This window comes from Thermoanaerobaculum aquaticum (genome assembly GCF_000687145.1).
Lineage (GTDB): Bacteria > Acidobacteriota > Thermoanaerobaculia > Thermoanaerobaculales > Thermoanaerobaculaceae > Thermoanaerobaculum > Thermoanaerobaculum aquaticum.
The window spans coordinates 87,726-103,243 of the sequence record NZ_JMFG01000002.1 but is presented as its reverse complement, the minus strand read 5'-3'; the positions used below and the strand labels follow the sequence as shown (position 1 = coordinate 103,243).

14 protein-coding genes are annotated in these 15,518 nt (G+C 65.6%); 9 read left to right on the top strand and 5 right to left on the bottom strand.

What is annotated here, in order from left to right:
- Positions 1-13 precede the first annotated feature (13 nt).
- Positions 14-1,003 carry a DNA-processing protein DprA gene (gene dprA, locus EG19_RS00685; RefSeq protein ID WP_081799798.1) on the top strand — a complete coding sequence of 330 codons (990 nt, stop codon included), beginning with the start codon at positions 14-16 and terminating at the stop codon, positions 1,001-1,003.
- On the opposite strand, the gene EG19_RS00680 is transcribed toward dprA, so the two are convergent.
- Positions 1,000-1,578: a hypothetical protein gene (locus EG19_RS00680; RefSeq protein WP_038046303.1), complete on the bottom strand. Its 579-nt coding sequence runs from the start codon at positions 1,576-1,578 to the stop codon at positions 1,000-1,002. The two genes, dprA and EG19_RS00680, sit on opposite strands and share 4 nt — an antisense overlap.
- Positions 1,579-1,652: 74 nt before the next feature.
- Here EG19_RS00680 and topA point away from each other — a divergent pair, with 74 nt between their 5' ends.
- The 3 genes from topA to EG19_RS00665 are packed head-to-tail and all read left to right on the top strand — an operon-like array spanning position 1,653 to position 5,871.
- The gene (gene topA / locus EG19_RS00675; RefSeq protein ID WP_038046302.1) at positions 1,653-3,902 is read left to right on the top strand and encodes a type I DNA topoisomerase; all 2,250 of its coding nucleotides are present in this window, start codon (positions 1,653-1,655) and stop codon (positions 3,900-3,902) included.
- Positions 3,899-5,275: a methylenetetrahydrofolate--tRNA-(uracil(54)-C(5))-methyltransferase (FADH(2)-oxidizing) TrmFO gene (gene trmFO / locus EG19_RS00670; RefSeq protein ID WP_038046300.1), complete on the top strand. Its 1,377-nt coding sequence runs from the start codon at positions 3,899-3,901 to the stop codon at positions 5,273-5,275. Before topA ends, trmFO begins: the two co-directional genes overlap by 4 nt.
- Entirely contained in the window at positions 5,263-5,871 is a 609-nt protein-coding gene (locus EG19_RS00665) for an HD domain-containing protein (protein WP_038046297.1), read from the top strand. Before trmFO ends, EG19_RS00665 begins: the two co-directional genes overlap by 13 nt.
- Before the next feature lie 26 nt (positions 5,872-5,897).
- Here EG19_RS00665 and EG19_RS00660 read toward each other — a convergent pair whose 3' ends face one another.
- Positions 5,898-7,589 (bottom strand): hypothetical protein, encoded by a 1,692-nt coding sequence (locus EG19_RS00660; protein WP_038046295.1) that lies wholly within the window; start codon positions 7,587-7,589, stop codon positions 5,898-5,900.
- 89 nt (positions 7,590-7,678) lie between these two features.
- Between EG19_RS00660 and xerC the strand changes: the two genes are divergently transcribed.
- Positions 7,679-8,572: a tyrosine recombinase XerC gene (gene xerC / locus EG19_RS00655; RefSeq protein WP_038046292.1), complete on the top strand. Its 894-nt coding sequence runs from the start codon at positions 7,679-7,681 to the stop codon at positions 8,570-8,572.
- 113 nt (positions 8,573-8,685) lie between these two features.
- On the opposite strand, the gene EG19_RS00650 is transcribed toward xerC, so the two are convergent.
- From EG19_RS00650 to EG19_RS00640, 3 genes are all read right to left on the bottom strand, one after another.
- The gene (locus EG19_RS00650; RefSeq protein ID WP_152543828.1) at positions 8,686-9,390 is read right to left on the bottom strand and encodes a hypothetical protein; all 705 of its coding nucleotides are present in this window, start codon (positions 9,388-9,390) and stop codon (positions 8,686-8,688) included.
- Positions 9,391-10,631: 1,241 nt separating this feature from the next.
- The gene (locus tag EG19_RS00645; protein ID WP_053334706.1) at positions 10,632-11,234 is read right to left on the bottom strand and encodes an OmpA family protein; all 603 of its coding nucleotides are present in this window, start codon (positions 11,232-11,234) and stop codon (positions 10,632-10,634) included.
- A 16-nt stretch (positions 11,235-11,250) separates the two neighbouring features.
- Positions 11,251-11,697, bottom strand: coding sequence for a hypothetical protein (locus EG19_RS00640; protein WP_038046288.1), 447 nt, complete (start codon positions 11,695-11,697; stop codon positions 11,251-11,253).
- Between the two features lie 135 nt (positions 11,698-11,832).
- Here EG19_RS00640 and hslV point away from each other — a divergent pair, with 135 nt between their 5' ends.
- Genes hslV through dapF form a run of 4 tightly spaced genes read left to right on the top strand, consistent with a single transcriptional unit; the run spans position 11,833 to position 15,516 of the window.
- Positions 11,833-12,369 carry an ATP-dependent protease subunit HslV gene (gene hslV, locus EG19_RS00635; RefSeq protein ID WP_038046284.1) on the top strand — a complete coding sequence of 179 codons (537 nt, stop codon included), beginning with the start codon at positions 11,833-11,835 and terminating at the stop codon, positions 12,367-12,369.
- A complete protein-coding gene (gene hslU / locus EG19_RS00630; protein WP_038046282.1) occupies positions 12,366-13,676 on the top strand; it encodes an ATP-dependent protease ATPase subunit HslU in 1,311 nt (436 codons plus the stop codon). The genes hslV and hslU overlap by 4 nt, the downstream gene beginning before the upstream one ends.
- A complete protein-coding gene (locus tag EG19_RS00625) occupies positions 13,673-14,695 on the top strand; it encodes a fibronectin type III domain-containing protein (RefSeq protein WP_038046280.1) in 1,023 nt (340 codons plus the stop codon). The genes hslU and EG19_RS00625 overlap by 4 nt, the downstream gene beginning before the upstream one ends.
- Positions 14,692-15,516: a diaminopimelate epimerase gene (gene dapF, locus EG19_RS00620; protein WP_053334705.1), complete on the top strand. Its 825-nt coding sequence runs from the start codon at positions 14,692-14,694 to the stop codon at positions 15,514-15,516. The genes EG19_RS00625 and dapF overlap by 4 nt, the downstream gene beginning before the upstream one ends.
- The last annotated feature ends 2 nt before the right edge of the window (positions 15,517-15,518 follow it).

Here is a 15,518-nt window from a genome sequence, read left to right as displayed (position 1 = left end):
ACGCTTGCCGGCCATGGATGATTCTCTCTCGGCACTGGCTTGGGTATTGGCGGGCTCCGGGCGCAAGGGGCGGGAGGAAGCCCGACGGCACCTGCAGGCTGGGGAAAGCCCCGAACCAGAGTTCGGTGAGAAAGCCCAGCGCGCCTTAGCCGAGGCCGCCCGCGCCGGCTTTACCTGGTATCCAGCTTCCGATCCTTCCTTCCCCGAGCCGCTCCGGGCCCTTGCCGATCCGCCCTTGGGGCTTTTCCTCAAGGGCCGCTTTCCCACCGGACCCACGGTGGCCATTGTGGGATCGCGGCGGGCCTCCGCATACGGCAGGGAAGTAGCGCACTACCTGGGGCGGGAGCTGGCGCAAGCCGGGGTGTGGGTGGTTTCGGGAATGGCTCGGGGGGTGGATGCGGCAGCGCACCGCGGTGCTCTCGAGGGAGGTGGCCTCACGGTGGCGGTTTGGGGGAGCGGCTGCGACCGGGTTTACCCACCCGAACATGGGGAGCTGGCCACGGCCATTGCCCAGCGGGGTGGCATCCTCACCGAGTACCCCCCGGGCACCCCTCCCCGCCAGGAGAACTTCCCCGAGCGCAACCGGCTCATTGCCGGGCTTTCCCAAATTTTGGTGGTGGTGGAAGCCGACCAGCGCTCCGGGGCCTTGCTTTCCGCCAAGCTGGCCCTGGAGGAGGGGCGGGAGGTCATGGCCGTGCCCGGTTCGGTGTTTTCCCCGCTTTCCGCCGGTCCCAACGGTTTGCTGCGCGCCGGTGCCGCTCCCGTGCTGTGTGCCCAGGACGTTTTGGATGCGCTAGGGCTTACCGCCAGCGCTCAGCCACCGGCCGTAAGCAAGGAAGAGCCGGGCTTGTTGCGGTTTTTCCCCCAGGGGCTTTCCTTAACCGTGGACGAGCTGGCCGCCCGCTGCGGAAAGCCCGTGGCCGATTTGCTGCCGGAGCTCACGGCCCTGGAGCTGGAGGGCAAGCTGGTGAAGGAAGCCGATGGCCGCTTCCGGAAGGCTTAGCGGGCCTTGAGCACAAAGGGCACCCGCACCTGGGTTTCCACCAGGTCAATGCCCAAGGTCCAGCGGCCGGCTTGGATCCCTCCCGGCACGAAAAAGTAAAGCCTCCCCTCGCAAACCCGCCGGTCGTCCAGGTGCACCGAAGGGTAAACTAGCCCTTCCCCCGGTGCCGCAAAGAAACCCAAAGCGCACGGGATTTCCCGGTTGAAGTAGCCCAGAGGGTCAGCAGCCAAAGCAGCCCGCCGGAGGGTGGGTTGCAGCGCCGCATACGCCTGCGCAAACTGCTCCTGGCTGGCCAGGGGCAGACGCTCCCCGCCAGGCGTCAGCACGAAAACTCCATCCCTTTTCACCTCCACCACCTTTCCCGGGGCGGCGGTGATGGCCAAATCCAGCATCAGCCACTCGTCCCCCAGGCTCAAGGTGGCAAAACGGTAACCCAGGGCCAGCTCAACCTCCGGCCCCTGGTAGCGCAGCACCGTGGCCCCCATTTGTTCCACACCGGGAACGCCGGTGGGCACGCCGGTACTGCACCCGGACAAGCTCAAAACCAACACTCCCGCCAACCAAAGCCTCTTCATAGCTTCCCCCGATCCTTCAGCAGCATTGTAGCCCCACCCTTGACAGGTCTTGCTAAAGTGCGCGCGGAGGGAACGTGGGCGAGAAGCTCTTGATTGTGGAGTCCCCAGCCAAGGCCAGGACCTTAAGCCGCTACCTGGGGAAGGATTTCCGGGTGGTGGCTTCGGTGGGGCACGTGCGCGACCTGCCCAAAAACGAGCTGGGGATTGATCTGGAAAAGGGCTTCGAGCCGCGCTACGAGGTGCTCCCGGGCAAGCGAGCGGTGGTGGCCCAGCTGCAAAAGGCCGCCAGGGAAGCGGAAAAGATCCTGGTGGCCACCGACCCCGACCGGGAGGGGGAAGCCATCGGCTGGCACGTGGCCGAGCTCCTGAAGGGAAGCCAAAAGCCGGTGGAGCGGGTGCTCTTCCATGAGATCACCAAGCAGGGCGTCAAGAAAGCCCTGGAACACCCCCGGGAGCTGGACCCCCACCTGGTGGACTCGCAAAAGGCCCGGCGGGTGCTGGACCGGCTGGTGGGGTACACGCTTTCCCCCTTGCTTTGGGAAAAGGTGAAAAGGGGGCTTTCCGCGGGACGGGTGCAGTCGGTGGCCCTCAAGATGATTTGCGATCGGGAAGCGGAAATTGCCGCGTTTGTTCCCGAGGAGTACTGGAACCTGGATGCGGTGCTGGCCGCCGCGGTGCCCCCCCAGTTTGCCGCTCGACTGGCGCTCAAGAACGGCAAGAAGCTCAAGATCGCTGATCAAGCCACCGCCGAAGCGGTCCGGAGCGAGGTTTCCTCGCTGCCCTTCCGCGTGGCCAAGGTCACCAAGAAGAAGCGGCAGCAGCACGCCCCGCCCCCATTCGTCACCGCCAAGCTGCAGCAAGCCGCTTACCAGCGCTTCCGCTTTCCCGTGCGCAAGACCATGCAAATTGCCCAGAGGCTCTACGAAGGGGTGGAGGTGGCGGGGGAACGGGTGGGCCTCATCACCTACATGCGCACCGACTCGGTGCGGGTGGCGCAAGAAGCGGTGGAGGCCACTCGCGCCTTCATCGCCCAAACCTTTGGCCCCGACTTCCTGCCGGAAAAGCCCAACGTGTACAAGAACCGCCAGGCCGCTCAGGACGCCCACGAGGCCATCCGCCCCACCGACGTCACCCGCACCCCGGAAAGCTTGAAGGCCTTCCTTTCCCCGGATGAGCTCAAGCTCTACACGCTCATTTGGCAGCGCTTTGTGGCTTCGCAAATGAAACCCGCGGTTTTCCACGTCACCGAGGTGCTGGTGGAAGCCGGGCCCTACGGCTTTAAGGCCAAAGGGGAAGTGGAGGTGGATCCGGGCTTTTTGCGGGTTTACCGGGAAGAGCGGGAACCGGAGGAAGGCGAAGAGGGGGAGGAGAGAACCGCCAAGCTACCGCCGCTGGAGGAAGGCCAGCACCTCACGCTTTGCGAGCTCAAAGCCGAACAGAAGTTCACCCAACCGCCCCCCCGCTACACCGAATCCACGCTGGTCAAGGCGCTGGAGGAAAACGGCATTGGCCGTCCTTCCACCTACGCCCAAATCATTGCCACGCTTTCCGACCGCAACTACGTGGTCAAGGAAAAGGGCACCTTCATCCCCACCGAGCTGGGCAAGCTCGTCACCCGGCTTTTGACCCAGAGCTTTGGCGACCTCATCAACGAGCGCTACACCGCCCGCCTGGAAGAGGAGCTGGACGCCATTGCCGAAGGGGAAAAACCCTGGCGGGAAGCCATTGCCAGCTTCTGGCGGGCGTTCCAGCAGGACCTGGCCAAGGCCAAACACACCATGGAGGACGCCAAAGCCGGTGTGGTCACCGACCAGACCTGCCCCACCTGCGGCGCTCCCATGGTGCTGCGCTTTGGCCGCTTCGGGGAGTACTTAGCCTGCAGCAACTACCCCACCTGCAAGACCACCCGCGAGCCCGATGACACCGGGGAGGAGGCCCCCACCTGCCCGTTGTGCGGGGCGGCCATGGTGAAAAAGCGCTCCCGCTTTGGCCCCTTCTGGGCCTGCAGCCGCTACCCGGAGTGCAAAGGAACGCAGCGGATTGCCGCCAAAACCGCCTCCCCCAACACCCCATCGGGCGTGCGCTGTCCCCAGTGCGGGGAGGGGGAGCTGGTGGAAAAACGATCCAAGCGGGGCCGCTCCTTTTGGGGGTGCAGCAAGTACCCCACATGCACCTTCACCCTCCCCGCCAAGCCGGTAAACCACGCCTGCCCCTCCTGTGGGGCACCTTTCATGCTGGAGAAGAAATCGGTGCGCCGGGGCGTTTACCTTCAGTGTGCCCAAAAGACCTGCGGTCATATCGTGAGCCCCGAGGAGAACGGGTGAGCGTTCTCCCTGCGGTGACGGTGGTTGGGGGCGGCCTTGCCGGCTGCGAAGCGGCCTGGCAGCTTGCTGAGGCCGGGGTTTCCGTGGTGCTTTACGAGATGCGCCCGGCCAAGCCCACCCCCGCCCACCACAGCGACCGCCTGGCGGAGCTCGTGTGTTCCAACTCCCTGCGCTCGGACAACCCGGAAAACGCGGTGGGGCTTTTGAAGCGGGAAATGGAAGCGCTGGGCTCCCTGATTTTGGCCTGCGCCCGGGCCCACCGCTTGCCGGCGGGGGACGCCCTGGCTGTGGATCGGGAAGGCTTCGCCCGCGCCGTCACCCAAGCGGTGGAGCAGCACCCGCGGATTTCCGTCCTGCGCCAGGAGGTCACCGAGCTGCCGGCGCCCCCGGCCATCGTGGCCACCGGCCCCCTCACTTCGGAAGCCCTCCATCAGGCGCTGGAAAGGCTTCTGGGGGAAGGCTCCTTGAGCTTTTTCGACGCCATCGCTCCGGTGGTGGCCGCCGATTCCCTGGACATGGGCAAGCTGTTTAGGGCTTCCCGCTACGGCAAGGGCAGCGGCGAGGACTACCTCAACGCCCCGCTCAGCCGGGAGCAGTACCTGCGCTTCGTGGAAGCGCTTCGGGCGGCAGAAAAAGTGCCGCTCAAGCCCTTCGAGGAGGACATCCCTTACTTCGAAGGCTGCCTCCCCATCGAGGTGATGGCGGAACGCGGCGTGGACACGCTGCGCTTTGGACCCATGAAGCCGGTGGGGCTCGTGGACCCCAAAACCGGCACCACGCCCTACGCCGTGGTTCAGCTGCGCAAGGACGATTTGGCCGGTGAGCACTACAACCTGGTGGGGTTCCAGACCCGCATGACCATCCCCGCCCAAAGGGAGGTGTTCCGCCTCATCCCCGGGCTGGAGAACGCCCGCTTTGTGCGCTTTGGCATGATTCACCGCAACACCTTCATTTGCGCCCCCAAGTTCCTCACCGAGAAGTTGGAGCTGCGCGGGCTTTCCGGGGTGCGCCTGGCGGGGCAAATCACCGGTGTGGAGGGCTACGTGGAATCGGCAGCCACGGGCCTGCTTGCCGCCCTCTTTACGCTGGCCTCGCTTCTGGGGGTGGAGCTCCCGCCTCCCCCACCCTGGACCGCCCACGGCGGCCTCATCCGCCACCTCACCCAGCGGGACCCGAGGCGCTTTCAACCCGCCAACGCTTCCTGGGGGCTCATGACCGACCCGCCGGTGGCGCTTCCCAGAGACAAAAGCCAGCGGCGGCGACGGGCGGTGGAGGTGGCTTTGGAAACCATCCTCGCCTGGCGCGCCCAACTGGACGTCCCCATTCCCCGACCGACCGCAAACCCAGCGCCGGAGGCCGCATGGAGCGCTTGAGTCGGGAGCTGGCCTTTTTGCTTACCCTGGACCGTCTCAAGGAGGTCCAGCGGCAGAGCTACACCCTGGCCGGCAGGCACGAAAACAGCGCCGAGCACTCCTGGCACGTGGCGGTGGCCGCCATGCTCCTTTCGGAACACGCCAAAGAGCCGGTCAACCTCCTGCGGGTGCTGGAAATGCTGTTGATCCACGATGTGGTGGAAATCGAAGCCGGTGACACCTACGTGTACGACGAAGACGCCCGCAAAAAGCAGGAAGAAAAGGAAAAACAAGCGGCGGAAAAGCTCTTTGCTCAGCTTCCCGAAGATCAAAGCCGGCACTGGTGGGAGCTCTGGCAGGAGTTTTCCGCCGGTACAAGCCCCGAAGCCCGCTTTGCCCGCAGCCTGGACCGCCTCCTGCCGGTGCTTTTGAACGTGGCCACCGAGGGCCGCTCCTGGCAGGAGCACGGGGTGCGGGCCAGCCAGGTTTTGGCCCGCAATGCGGAAGTGGCAGCGGGAAGCCCGGCGCTTTGGGAGGTGGTCCAGAAGCTGGTGGCCGAAGCGCAGGCCAGAGGTTTCCTGGCAAGCGACGGCGAAACACAAGCCCCCAAGGGCTGAGCTTCGCCTTCAGATGCCAGCTTTCTTTAGCGTTCTTGCCTGATTGGCAGCACCGTGCCTCCGCGGGCTCCCGTGCCCTTTTCCTCCACCAGCACCGCCAGCTTGCGGGCTTGCGTGGGCAACCGCATGGGACCCTGGAAGGTCCACGTTGCCCCCTCCTCGGCGCGCACGTCCTCCTGGAATTCGGCACGGTAAAGGAACGGATCCGGGTCACCCAGGTCTACGGCCACAACCAACGCCAGCTGCGCCAAACCTACCTGGCGAAGGGTAGTAACCACGGAAGAAAAATCGGCTCGGACCGTAAGCGTGGTTTCCCTGCTCTTCCCGCTTCCCCGCAACGCGGAAAGTTCGGCGGTCACCGGCAACTCCCCTGGCGTCTGCCCCCAGGCCAGAAGCGCCCGGGCGGCCCCTTCGTCCCCCAGGCTTGCAGCCCCGTGGCGGACGTAGGCTGGGGCCCACAGCCTTTGCCCATCGCGATGGCGAACCTCCAGGCGATGGAGGTTGCCATCGGGAACCCCTCCCACCTGGTACGTCAAAAGGTAAAGATCTGACCCCGACCACACCGCGGTGAGCGGCTCCCCTGCAGGAACCACGGCGCCCCCAGTTTCGGCGGCCAGGACCTTTAAACCCTCACCAGGGCTTCGGAGCAGCTGCATGCTTTTCAGTGAAGTTTTGGGAGCGTAACCCACGGTCATGAACTCCTGAACCATGCACGCCCCCGAGCTGGCGGCGGCGCCCGGAAAAAAGGCATTGCCAGCAGTGCCCAAAAAGTTAGGCACCGCCACCACCCCCTCCGCCGCTAAATGGCGGGCAAACCACGCTGCCGGATCGTCACCAGCTGGTTGAGCTGGGTCCCCCAAAGCCAGGGCCGCTTGCTCCCAGGGGGCGTCCAGGGCACCGGGCATCCCCGCCATAAAACGCGGCCAAATTCGGGAAGGGAAAGCTTCAAAGCCATCGCTAAAGAGCACCAAAACAGTGGCAGGTGCTTGCTTTCCCGAAGCCACAGCCATTTGGATTTGCTCTTGGATTAGGCGCAAACGGGCCGCCGTCCGGAGGCCAAAACTCACCTCGCCGATACCTGGGCCGAAGCGGCCGGGGTCACCCCATCGGCGCCAGACCTCAAAAGAAAGGGCATCAACTTCCTTCCGAAAGGTGTTTTCCACCCACACCTTGGGCAGCTCGTCCTGAGCAAAGCGCCGCAGAACCTCGGCGTCCCGCACGCCCCGGGCCAGTTCCTGCGGTCCAGAAAAACGGGCCACCACCACACGCACCGGACCCAAGCGCACCAGGCTTTCCGCATCCCGGGCCAGCACCCGCGAGGCCTCCGCCCGGCAAAACTTGGAGCAAAGGTGTGCGGCAATCACCACCGCCACTTCCCGGGTAGGTGGCGAAGCTGCAGCCGGCGTCGCGGTAGCCCCCTGGGGCACGGAACCTGAAAAAGAGGGAGCTTCGGCCCTGGCGGGCGTATTCAGCGGCAAGGCAGCACTGGCGAGGGGTTCTAAAGCCAGCACCTGCACCGGCTGGCCGTCCACCAGCACCTCCAGGTTTTCCTTGGTCAGCCCCTCCCCCTGCCCGCGAATCCACACGGAAACGGCTAAAACGTCGGCCCTTTCCGCAAACCTCGGTGCTGGCAGCTCCTGCGTCCACCCCGCAATAGAGCCAGCCACCAGCAAAGTTGCCCATGAAAGCACGGAAGAACCAAAGACGTTGCGTTTCATGGCCCGGCCTCCTGCTGGCGCTTTGAGCAAAAACCGTGCCTTTTCGTAACACGTTGGTAGCATACCTGCCCGTACCTTACAATAGCCGCGTGTCCTGGCAAGTGGACAGCTTTGCCTCGTTCCTCGAGCACGAACGCAACTACTCGGCGCACACGCTCCGCGCCTACCTGCGAGAAGTGGAGGGGTTCATCGCCTTTTGCCAAAGCGAGCTTGGCCTTTCCCAACCCCAAGCGGTGACCCCCGCAGCGGTGCGCTCTTACCTTGCCCACCTGCACGAGAGGAAGCTGGCCCGTACCTCGCTCCAGCGGGCTTTGGCGGCGGTGCGCACCTACTTCCGGTTTTTGGCCCGGGAGGGGGTGGTGGCCAGCAACCCTGCCCGGGTGGTGCCCACCCCCAAGGCCCCCAAGCGGCTCCCCGAGGTGCCCACGGTAGCCCAGCTTTCGGAAATGCTGGAAGCCCTGCCTGCCACCCCCCAGGGGCTGCGGGACCGGGTGGCACTGGAGCTGCTTTATGGCTGTGGCCTGAGAGCTTCCGAGCTGGCGGGGTTAAACCTCGACGATGTGGACCTGTCCCGGCGTCTGGTGAGGGTCCTGGGCAAGGGGCGGAAGGAGCGCATCGTGCCCTTTGGCCGGGAAGCGGAAAAGGCCCTGCGGGCGTACCTTCCGGTGCGGGCTGAGCTGCGGCAAAAGGTGCACGAGGAGGACGGGGACCCGCTCATCGTGAACCTCCAGGGGAGGAGGCTTTCCGACCGCTCGTTGCGGCGCATCCTGGAGCGGGCGGTGCGACAGCTGGCGGTCGTTCACAGAATCCACCCCCACACCTTGCGCCACGCTTTCGCCACCCATCTCTTGGAAGCCGGCATGGATCTTCGCGCCATCCAAGAGCTTTTAGGCCACGCTTCCCTGTCCACCACCCAGCGCTACACCCACCTGGACCTCGCCCACCTCATGGAGGTGTACCGCAAAGCCCATCCCAAGGCTTAGCCAGGCCCAAAGCGGCTTCCTCAGCTACGCCTTGGCCGGGAAAGCTTGTTCGGTTCCGGACGCCCGTTACAACTTTTTTTGCGTACGGCTCCGACGCGGTCGCCCGCGGCAGGCTAGGGGAACGAGGGACGCGGCATGGGGCCGGCGGGTTGTGCCGGTGGTGGCGGGCAACCTTCCGGGGATAGCCCCTTGCACTGAGCCCACTGCCGGCAGCTGCGGTAAAAGCGGTTCCACTGCTCCCAGTACCGCAGGTCCTTGTCGCGGATGCGGTTGATTTGCTGCTGCACCTGGGGCATGAGCTGGCGTACCTGCTCCCAGGAGCTCACGAAATCCAGCGCGGCCCGCCTGAGGCTATGACCCACCGGCGCCCCGCAACCCTCAATCCGCGATCGCATGTTCCCCGCCCAGTTGGCTTCGCTGGGGAAGGCGTCCACCAGCCTTTCCGCCAGTGGTCCCCAGGTGTCGCTGGGCACCAGGTACGATAAATCCCCACCTACTAGCTTGGTGATGAACTCCACCAGCTCGCCGGCGTTTCCCGCGCCTCCCTCCATCGTTTCCCCTACGATATCCCAGATGGCACAGGCGTCCAGCAACGCCTTGTACCCCTCGAAATTGCCCAGCATTGCTTGGTGCGCCTGCTGAAGGCGTTGCCAGTCCTGCTCCAGGGCCTGGGCATAGGCCTGGCGCTGCTCCCAGAGAACATCCACGTTGGCTTGGTCTCTCGCCAGGTCGCCGCAGGGATCGGGGGTGGGCGGCACTTCCGAAGGTTCTGCTCCTGGGCCTCCTGAGGGAAACTCCGGAGGGGGAGGGCAACGCACACCCTCCCGGCAAACGCTCCAGCTCACAGTCCGAAGTAACCCGATGCAGCGTGTGGCATAGCTTCCACGCATGATCGTGCCGTCCGCTTCCAACCGACGTACTTCTTGGTCGCCGCACTCCGCGGCCGGGGCCCCCAGGTGGACACCCACAGAAGGACCGTCAAACTCCATTTGGTGGGAAGTGGCGGCAACACCTGGTTCTGTGCACGTGTAGGGTAGCTGGTCCTTGGAATCAAAGTGCAAGAAGTAAGCGCCGCTCCTCGCTCCAAGCGGTATGTCGAAACCGAGGCAAGCCGTTGTGTCGATGTTCACCGCCTTGACGAAAATCACCGAGGAATTGGCAACGCCCGGCTCCGGCCGGACCAGTAGAGAGCTGCCGCTGCCACTGCAAAAGGCAGCTCCCTTCTCGTAGCGGAAGTGGCTCTCCAACCCTGTCCCCTCGTAATCGAGGTGGACCAGGGTCCCAACCCGCATGAACCCCTCCCCTGTTCCCGCCCGGCAGAGTAGCGGCAAACGCCGCTCGCGGAGCCGTACCTGAACGGTGACGCTGAGGTCGAAGCGATACCCGTGCTCAGTGGTGCCATAGTGACGCATCCGAACCTCACCAAGCCACAGGGCGCCGCGTTCACCGTAGCCGGGGGACAGCGGCGGAGGGGTGGGGTTGGCGGGCGGCGAAGGCACCGCCGTTGGCCGAGGTGTCGGCACCGGCGAAGGTTGCGGCGTGGTGCGCGGGGTAGGCTGCGGGGAGCCGGGCGTTGGGACCGCTGTTGGTGCCGGCGTGGGGTGACTCCCGGGCGGTGCTGTGGGCTGGACGTGAGAGCCTGCACCCGGGCCGGGCGACGATGGTAGCGGAGGCGCAAGGTGTATCCACCGCACCTCGGTGCGCGGGAATGAGCCCCGCTCGGTTACCACCTCCCGGGAGTTGATGCCCACGAGCTTTGCCACTTCTACACGGCCGTCGCTCCGGTGCACCTCGTCAACAGCGGTTTGGGTGGGCGCCGGCGGGGGCGGAGCTACCGAAAAGCCAATCCACGCCAGCTCGGCCCGGTCAAGGGCCACCCCGCCCAGGGAACAGCTTGCGGCAACACAACCCAGGAGCTGGCCTTTCAGTACCTCCCCCCCTCGGGTGATCACCAGGTCCGGGAGCGCTTGGGGGGTTGCCCGCCCCTTGGGTAACTGTGCAGAGGCTGGAAAAGCAACCAGAAGAACCGCAAACAGGCAGCGGTATTCCCGAAAACGGGTCACGGCCCTTGAACCACCACGATTTCCACCCGGCGGTTTTTTTGGCGGCCCGAGGGATTGTCGCTGCCATCGGCCTTGGTGTTGCCGGCCACCGGCTTGCTCTCACCCCAACCCCTGACCGCAAACGCCGCAGCCGGCAGCCCATGCCGGCTGGTCAGCCACTCCACCACCGCGTGGGCTCGGCGCTCGGAAAGCCGCACGTTGTAGGCTTCGTCGCCAATGCTGTCGGTGTGCCCTTCCACCCGCACCCGAGCTCCCGGGTACGCGCGGATCACCTCGCCCACCTTGGCCAGCGTCGCGGCCGCTTCCTGCCGAACCACTTCCTGGTCAAAGTCGAAAAGCACGTCGGCGGCCAAATCAATGCGGATCTCCTGGCCCACCGTGCGGGCCTTTAGATCGGCAAGGACCTGCTGCAGACCGGTAGCACTCCCCGCCACCGCCTTGGCTGAACCGTTACTGCCCGCAATTCCGACGATCACCTTTGGCGGAGGCAGCACCAGCTGGAGCACTCGGGCATTGGGCAGCGCTGCCACCGCCCGGGCCTGGGCATCGGGCGGTTCCTCGTCGGCGCTCGCCAGCGACGCAGCAAACCACAGCCCCACGAGGCCACAAAAGACCCTAGCGGACATCGCTGATGGGCACGTCTTCGAAGGGCTCGCAGCCGGGCAGGGAAACCGTTACCTGTGTGGTGCTGGCCGGCGGCGCCGGAAACTTCCACCATGCGGTAAAGGTCTCTCCCGATTTGAGGTAGACCAGAGCCCGGTCCCCGTAGTGCTCGGAGCGGGTGGCAATGGCGTTTTTGTCGCTGTCGCGCAGGATCTCGTACTGTTTCCCTGCGCCCACATCCACCACGTAAGTTTGGTTGTGCGGGAGTTCGATTTTGGTATCGGCAGTGGCTTTGAAGCGGACCTTGACCGTAAGCACCCCTTGTTTGCGCTTGCACTCGTAAAGCTCGGCTGTGGCTTTCCAGTTGGTTTCCGCCGTGGCCAGGGCCTTGCCTTGGGACCAAGCCAGGGCCGGAAGCAACAGCACCGCCAGGGCCGCCCCTGCTATCAGTCTTGCCATCGTTACCCCCCTTCCAACCGCCTCGCCTTGCCGGTTGTGCTGCTGTTCTTGTACTTCGCTAACCGCCGAACCAAGCCGGGAATTCCCACCCCCGGCACTCTGGCGTGCGACAATTACTGTTTGGCGGAGGCAGCCATGGAGCACTTTCATCACACCACCATTTGCGCCGTGCGGCGGGAGGGGGTCACCGCCCTGGCCTGCGACGGGCAGGTGACGCTGGGCAGCACGGTGCTCAAGCATGGGGCTTCCAAGCTCAGGAGGCTAGCCGGCGGACGGGTGTTGGCGGGCTTTGCCGGCTCCGTGGCCGATGCGCTCGCGCTTTTTACGCGGTTTGAGGCCAAGCTGGAGGAGTTTGGCACCAACCTGGAACGGGCGGCGGTGGAGCTGGCCCGCGACTGGCGCACCGACCGTGCCTTACGGCATCTGGAAGCGCTCATGATCGTGGCCGATCGCGACAAGCTCCTGCTCTTGTCGGGAAGCGGCGAGGTGATCGTCCCCGATGACGGTATTCTGGCTGTGGGCTCCGGCGGGCCCTTGGCGCTAGCTGCGGCGCGGGCGTTGGTGCAGTTCACCACCCTCCCGGCTCCCGAGGTTGCCCGGGAAGCCCTGCGCATTGCCGCCGGCATTGACCTTTACACCAACGACCGCATTACCGTGGAGGTGGTGCCGTGAACGAACCCCTGACCCCGGCAGCCATCGTGGCCGAGCTTTCCCGCTACATCGTGGGGCAGGAAGCGGCAAAAAAGGCGGTGGCCATTGCCCTTCGCAACCGCTGGCGGCGGCAGCAGCTTCCCCCCGAGGTGCAAAAGGAGGTCATGCCCGCCAACATCATCCTCATTGGGCCCACCGGCGTGGGCAAAACCGAAATTGCCCGCCGCCTCGCCCGCTTGGCCAACGCCCCCTTCGTGAAGGTAGAGGCCTCCAAGTTCACCGAGGTGGGCTACGTGGGGCGGGACGTGGACTCCATCGTGCGGGACCTGGTGGAAGCGGCGGTGGCCCTGGTGCGGGAGGAAAAGGCCGCCAAGGTGCGGGTCGCCGCGCAAAGGGCTGCCGAGGAAAGGCTCATTGAGCTGCTCATGCCGAAAGGCGCCTCCGACCCTGAGGAAACCCGCCGCTCCCTCAAGCGGCTCCTCCGCGAAGGGCAGCTGGAAAAACAGGAAGTGGAGCTGGAGGTCACGGAAAACCGCGCCCCCAACATTGCCTTTTTGGGCGGTCAAGGGCTGGAAAGCCTGGAGCTTTCCCTGCGGGAGGCCTTTGGTCCGCTTTTCGCCCAGCGGGCCCAGCGCCGGGTTACGGTGGCGGAAGCCCGCAAGATCCTGGAAACCGAAGAGCTCGAGCGGCTCTTGGACAAGGCGGAAATCGAGCGGGAGGCAGTGCGGCGGGCGCAGGAGTCGGGCATCGTGTTTTTGGACGAAATTGACAAGATCGCCTCCCGGGGAACTCCCGCCGCCGGTCCTGACGTGTCCCGGGAAGGGGTGCAGCGGGACCTGTTGCCCCTGGTGGAGGGCACCACCGTCAACACCCGCTACGGGCCGGTGGCCACCGACCACGTGCTGTTCATTGCCGCCGGGGCCTTTCACGTGGCCAAGCCCTCGGATTTGATCCCCGAGCTGCAGGGCCGCTTCCCGGTGCGGGTAGAGCTTTCCCCCTTGAGCGAAAACGACCTCTTGCGCATCCTTACCCAGCCCGAGCACGCGCTTTTAAAGCAGCACCAGGCGCTTTTGGCCACGGAGGGGGTAACGTTGGAGGTCACCCCCGACGGTGCGGCGGAAATGGCACGCATTGCCTTTGAGCTCAACCGCAGCGGTCAAAACATCGGCGCGCGCCGGCTGGTGACGGTGGTGGAAAAGGTCATGGAGGAGGTTTCCTTCACCGCCCCCGAGCGCAGCGGGAGCCGGGTGGTGGTGGACGCGGAGTACGTGCGCCAGGCCTTGGCGCCCCTTTTGCAGCAGGAAGATTTGGCCCGGTACATCCTATGAGACGAGCGCTTTTGCTGCTTTTGGTGTTGCTGGCCGCCTGTGGGCGCAAGGGTCCGCCGCTGCCGCCGCTGCGGGAGGTGCCGGAAACCACCACCGATCTGGTGGCCAGCCAAGAGGAAAACGAGGTGGTGTTGCGCTGGAGCTACCCGGCGCTCACCCGCTCCGGCCAGCCCCTCCGGGACTTGGAGGCGGTGGAGGTGTGGCTCACCGAGGTTCCCCCCGGGCAGGAAAAGAGCCTGGAGGGCCCGCAAGCGGTGGAGCTCAAGCGCCAGCTCATCCTGGGTCGCGGCAAGCAGGTGGCGCGCTTGAGCGGCAAGGCCCTGGAAGCCGCCACCCGCGGTTCCACCCTGGAATACCGGGAAAGCGCGGTCCTTCCCGCCGGGCAGGCGGCTCCCACCTTGCTTTACGCGGTCCGCTCCCGCCGGGCCAAAGGTGGGGTTTCGGACTTCTCCAACGTGGTGAGCTTCCAGGTGCAAAGCCCGCCGCCGCCACCATCCAACCTGCAAGCCCAGCCTCTGGCCGAAGGCGTGGCGTTAAGCTGGGAAGCACCGGCCGAGGCCAGCTTCCGCGTGGAGCGCAAGGAGGAAAAGGGAAGCTGGCAGGTGTTGGCGGAAAACCTGGCTGCGCCCCGCTATTTGGATACCACCGCGCAGCAGGGGGCCCGCTACGCCTACCGCGTGCGCACCACCGTCCGGCAGGTGACCGGCCCGGCCAGCCCCGAGGTGGCCGTGGACTACCGGGACACCTTTCCCCCTCCCGTGCCCAGCAACCTGGTGTGCCTCCCCGAGCCGGGGCGGGTGGTGCTGCGCTGGGACCCGGGCGCGGAGGAGGGCGTGCGCTTTAAGGTCTTCCGGCGCTTGGGGGAGGGGAGCTGGCAGCATTTGAGCGACGATTGGGCCAGCGCTTCTTACGTGGACGAAAACCCGCCCACCGGTGAGCTCACCTACGCGGTGAAGGCTTTCGACCGCCAGGGCAACGAATCGGCAGAAGCCACCTGCACGGCGCGAGGGGGATCATGAGGTTTGCCAAGTGGCACGGGGCCGGCAACGACTTCCTGCTGTTCCTGCCGGAAGACGGCCCGGAGCTTGAGAAAAACCTGCCACGCTGGGCCCCCAGGCTCTGCCACCGGCAGATGGGCATCGGCGCCGACGGGGTGCTGCTCTTGGTCCCCGAAGGCCAGGCCACCGTTCGCCTCCTCTATTTCAACCGCGACGGCTCCCGAGCGGCCTTTTGCGCCAACGGCAGCCGCTGCGCCGCGGCGTTTGCCTTCCGCCGCTTGGGTTTGGCGGCCATGGTGCTCCACACCGACTTTGCCCCCATCCCCGCTGAAGTTGGGCAAAACCGCGTCACCCTCCAGCTGCCGGCACCGCAGCCGGTGGTGGGTTGGTTGGAGCTTCCTGTGGGCCAAAAGACCTTGCGGGGCTTTTTCCTGCAGGTGGGTGTTCCCCACCTGGTGGTGCCGGTGAGCTGGCAGGACTTTTGGTCTTGCCCGCTGGAAGAAGCCCCGGCCTTACGTGCCCACCCGCTTTTGGGCCCGGAAGGTGCCAACGTCCACTTTGCGCAGGTTGTTGGGCGGGAGCTAGCGCTGCGCTCCTTTGAGCGGGGCGTGGAGGCGGAAACCCTGGCCTGCGGCTCAGGGGCGGTGGCGGCAGCCTGCGTGGCGTTGGCTGAGGGCTGGCTTTCCCCACCGGTGGCGGTGCGCACCGCTTCCGGGCGGGTCCTGGAGGTGGAGCCGCTGGCTCGCGACCCCTGGGGCCCCCTGCGCCTTTCCGGACCGGCAGAGCCGGTGGCGGAAGGGGAGGTGGCTCCGGAGCTTTTGGAGACGGAAGAGCAGAGCTAAAG

Excerpts from the sequence above, each read along its gene's own strand:
- dprA (WP_081799798.1), top strand. The coding sequence starts at position 14 with ATGGATGATTCTCTCTCGGCACTGGCTTGGGTATTGGCGGGCTCCGGG.
- EG19_RS00680 (WP_038046303.1), bottom strand. The coding sequence starts at position 1,578 with ATGAAGAGGCTTTGGTTGGCGGGAGTGTTGGTTTTGAGCTTGTCCGGG.
- EG19_RS00665 (WP_038046297.1), top strand. The coding sequence starts at position 5,263 with ATGGAGCGCTTGAGTCGGGAGCTGGCCTTTTTGCTTACCCTGGACCGT.
- EG19_RS00660 (WP_038046295.1), bottom strand. The coding sequence starts at position 7,589 with ATGAAACGCAACGTCTTTGGTTCTTCCGTGCTTTCATGGGCAACTTTG.
- EG19_RS00640 (WP_038046288.1), bottom strand. The coding sequence starts at position 11,697 with ATGGCAAGACTGATAGCAGGGGCGGCCCTGGCGGTGCTGTTGCTTCCG.
- hslV (WP_038046284.1), top strand. The coding sequence starts at position 11,833 with ATGGAGCACTTTCATCACACCACCATTTGCGCCGTGCGGCGGGAGGGG.
- EG19_RS00625 (WP_038046280.1), top strand. The coding sequence starts at position 13,673 with ATGAGACGAGCGCTTTTGCTGCTTTTGGTGTTGCTGGCCGCCTGTGGG.
- dapF (WP_053334705.1), top strand. The coding sequence starts at position 14,692 with ATGAGGTTTGCCAAGTGGCACGGGGCCGGCAACGACTTCCTGCTGTTC.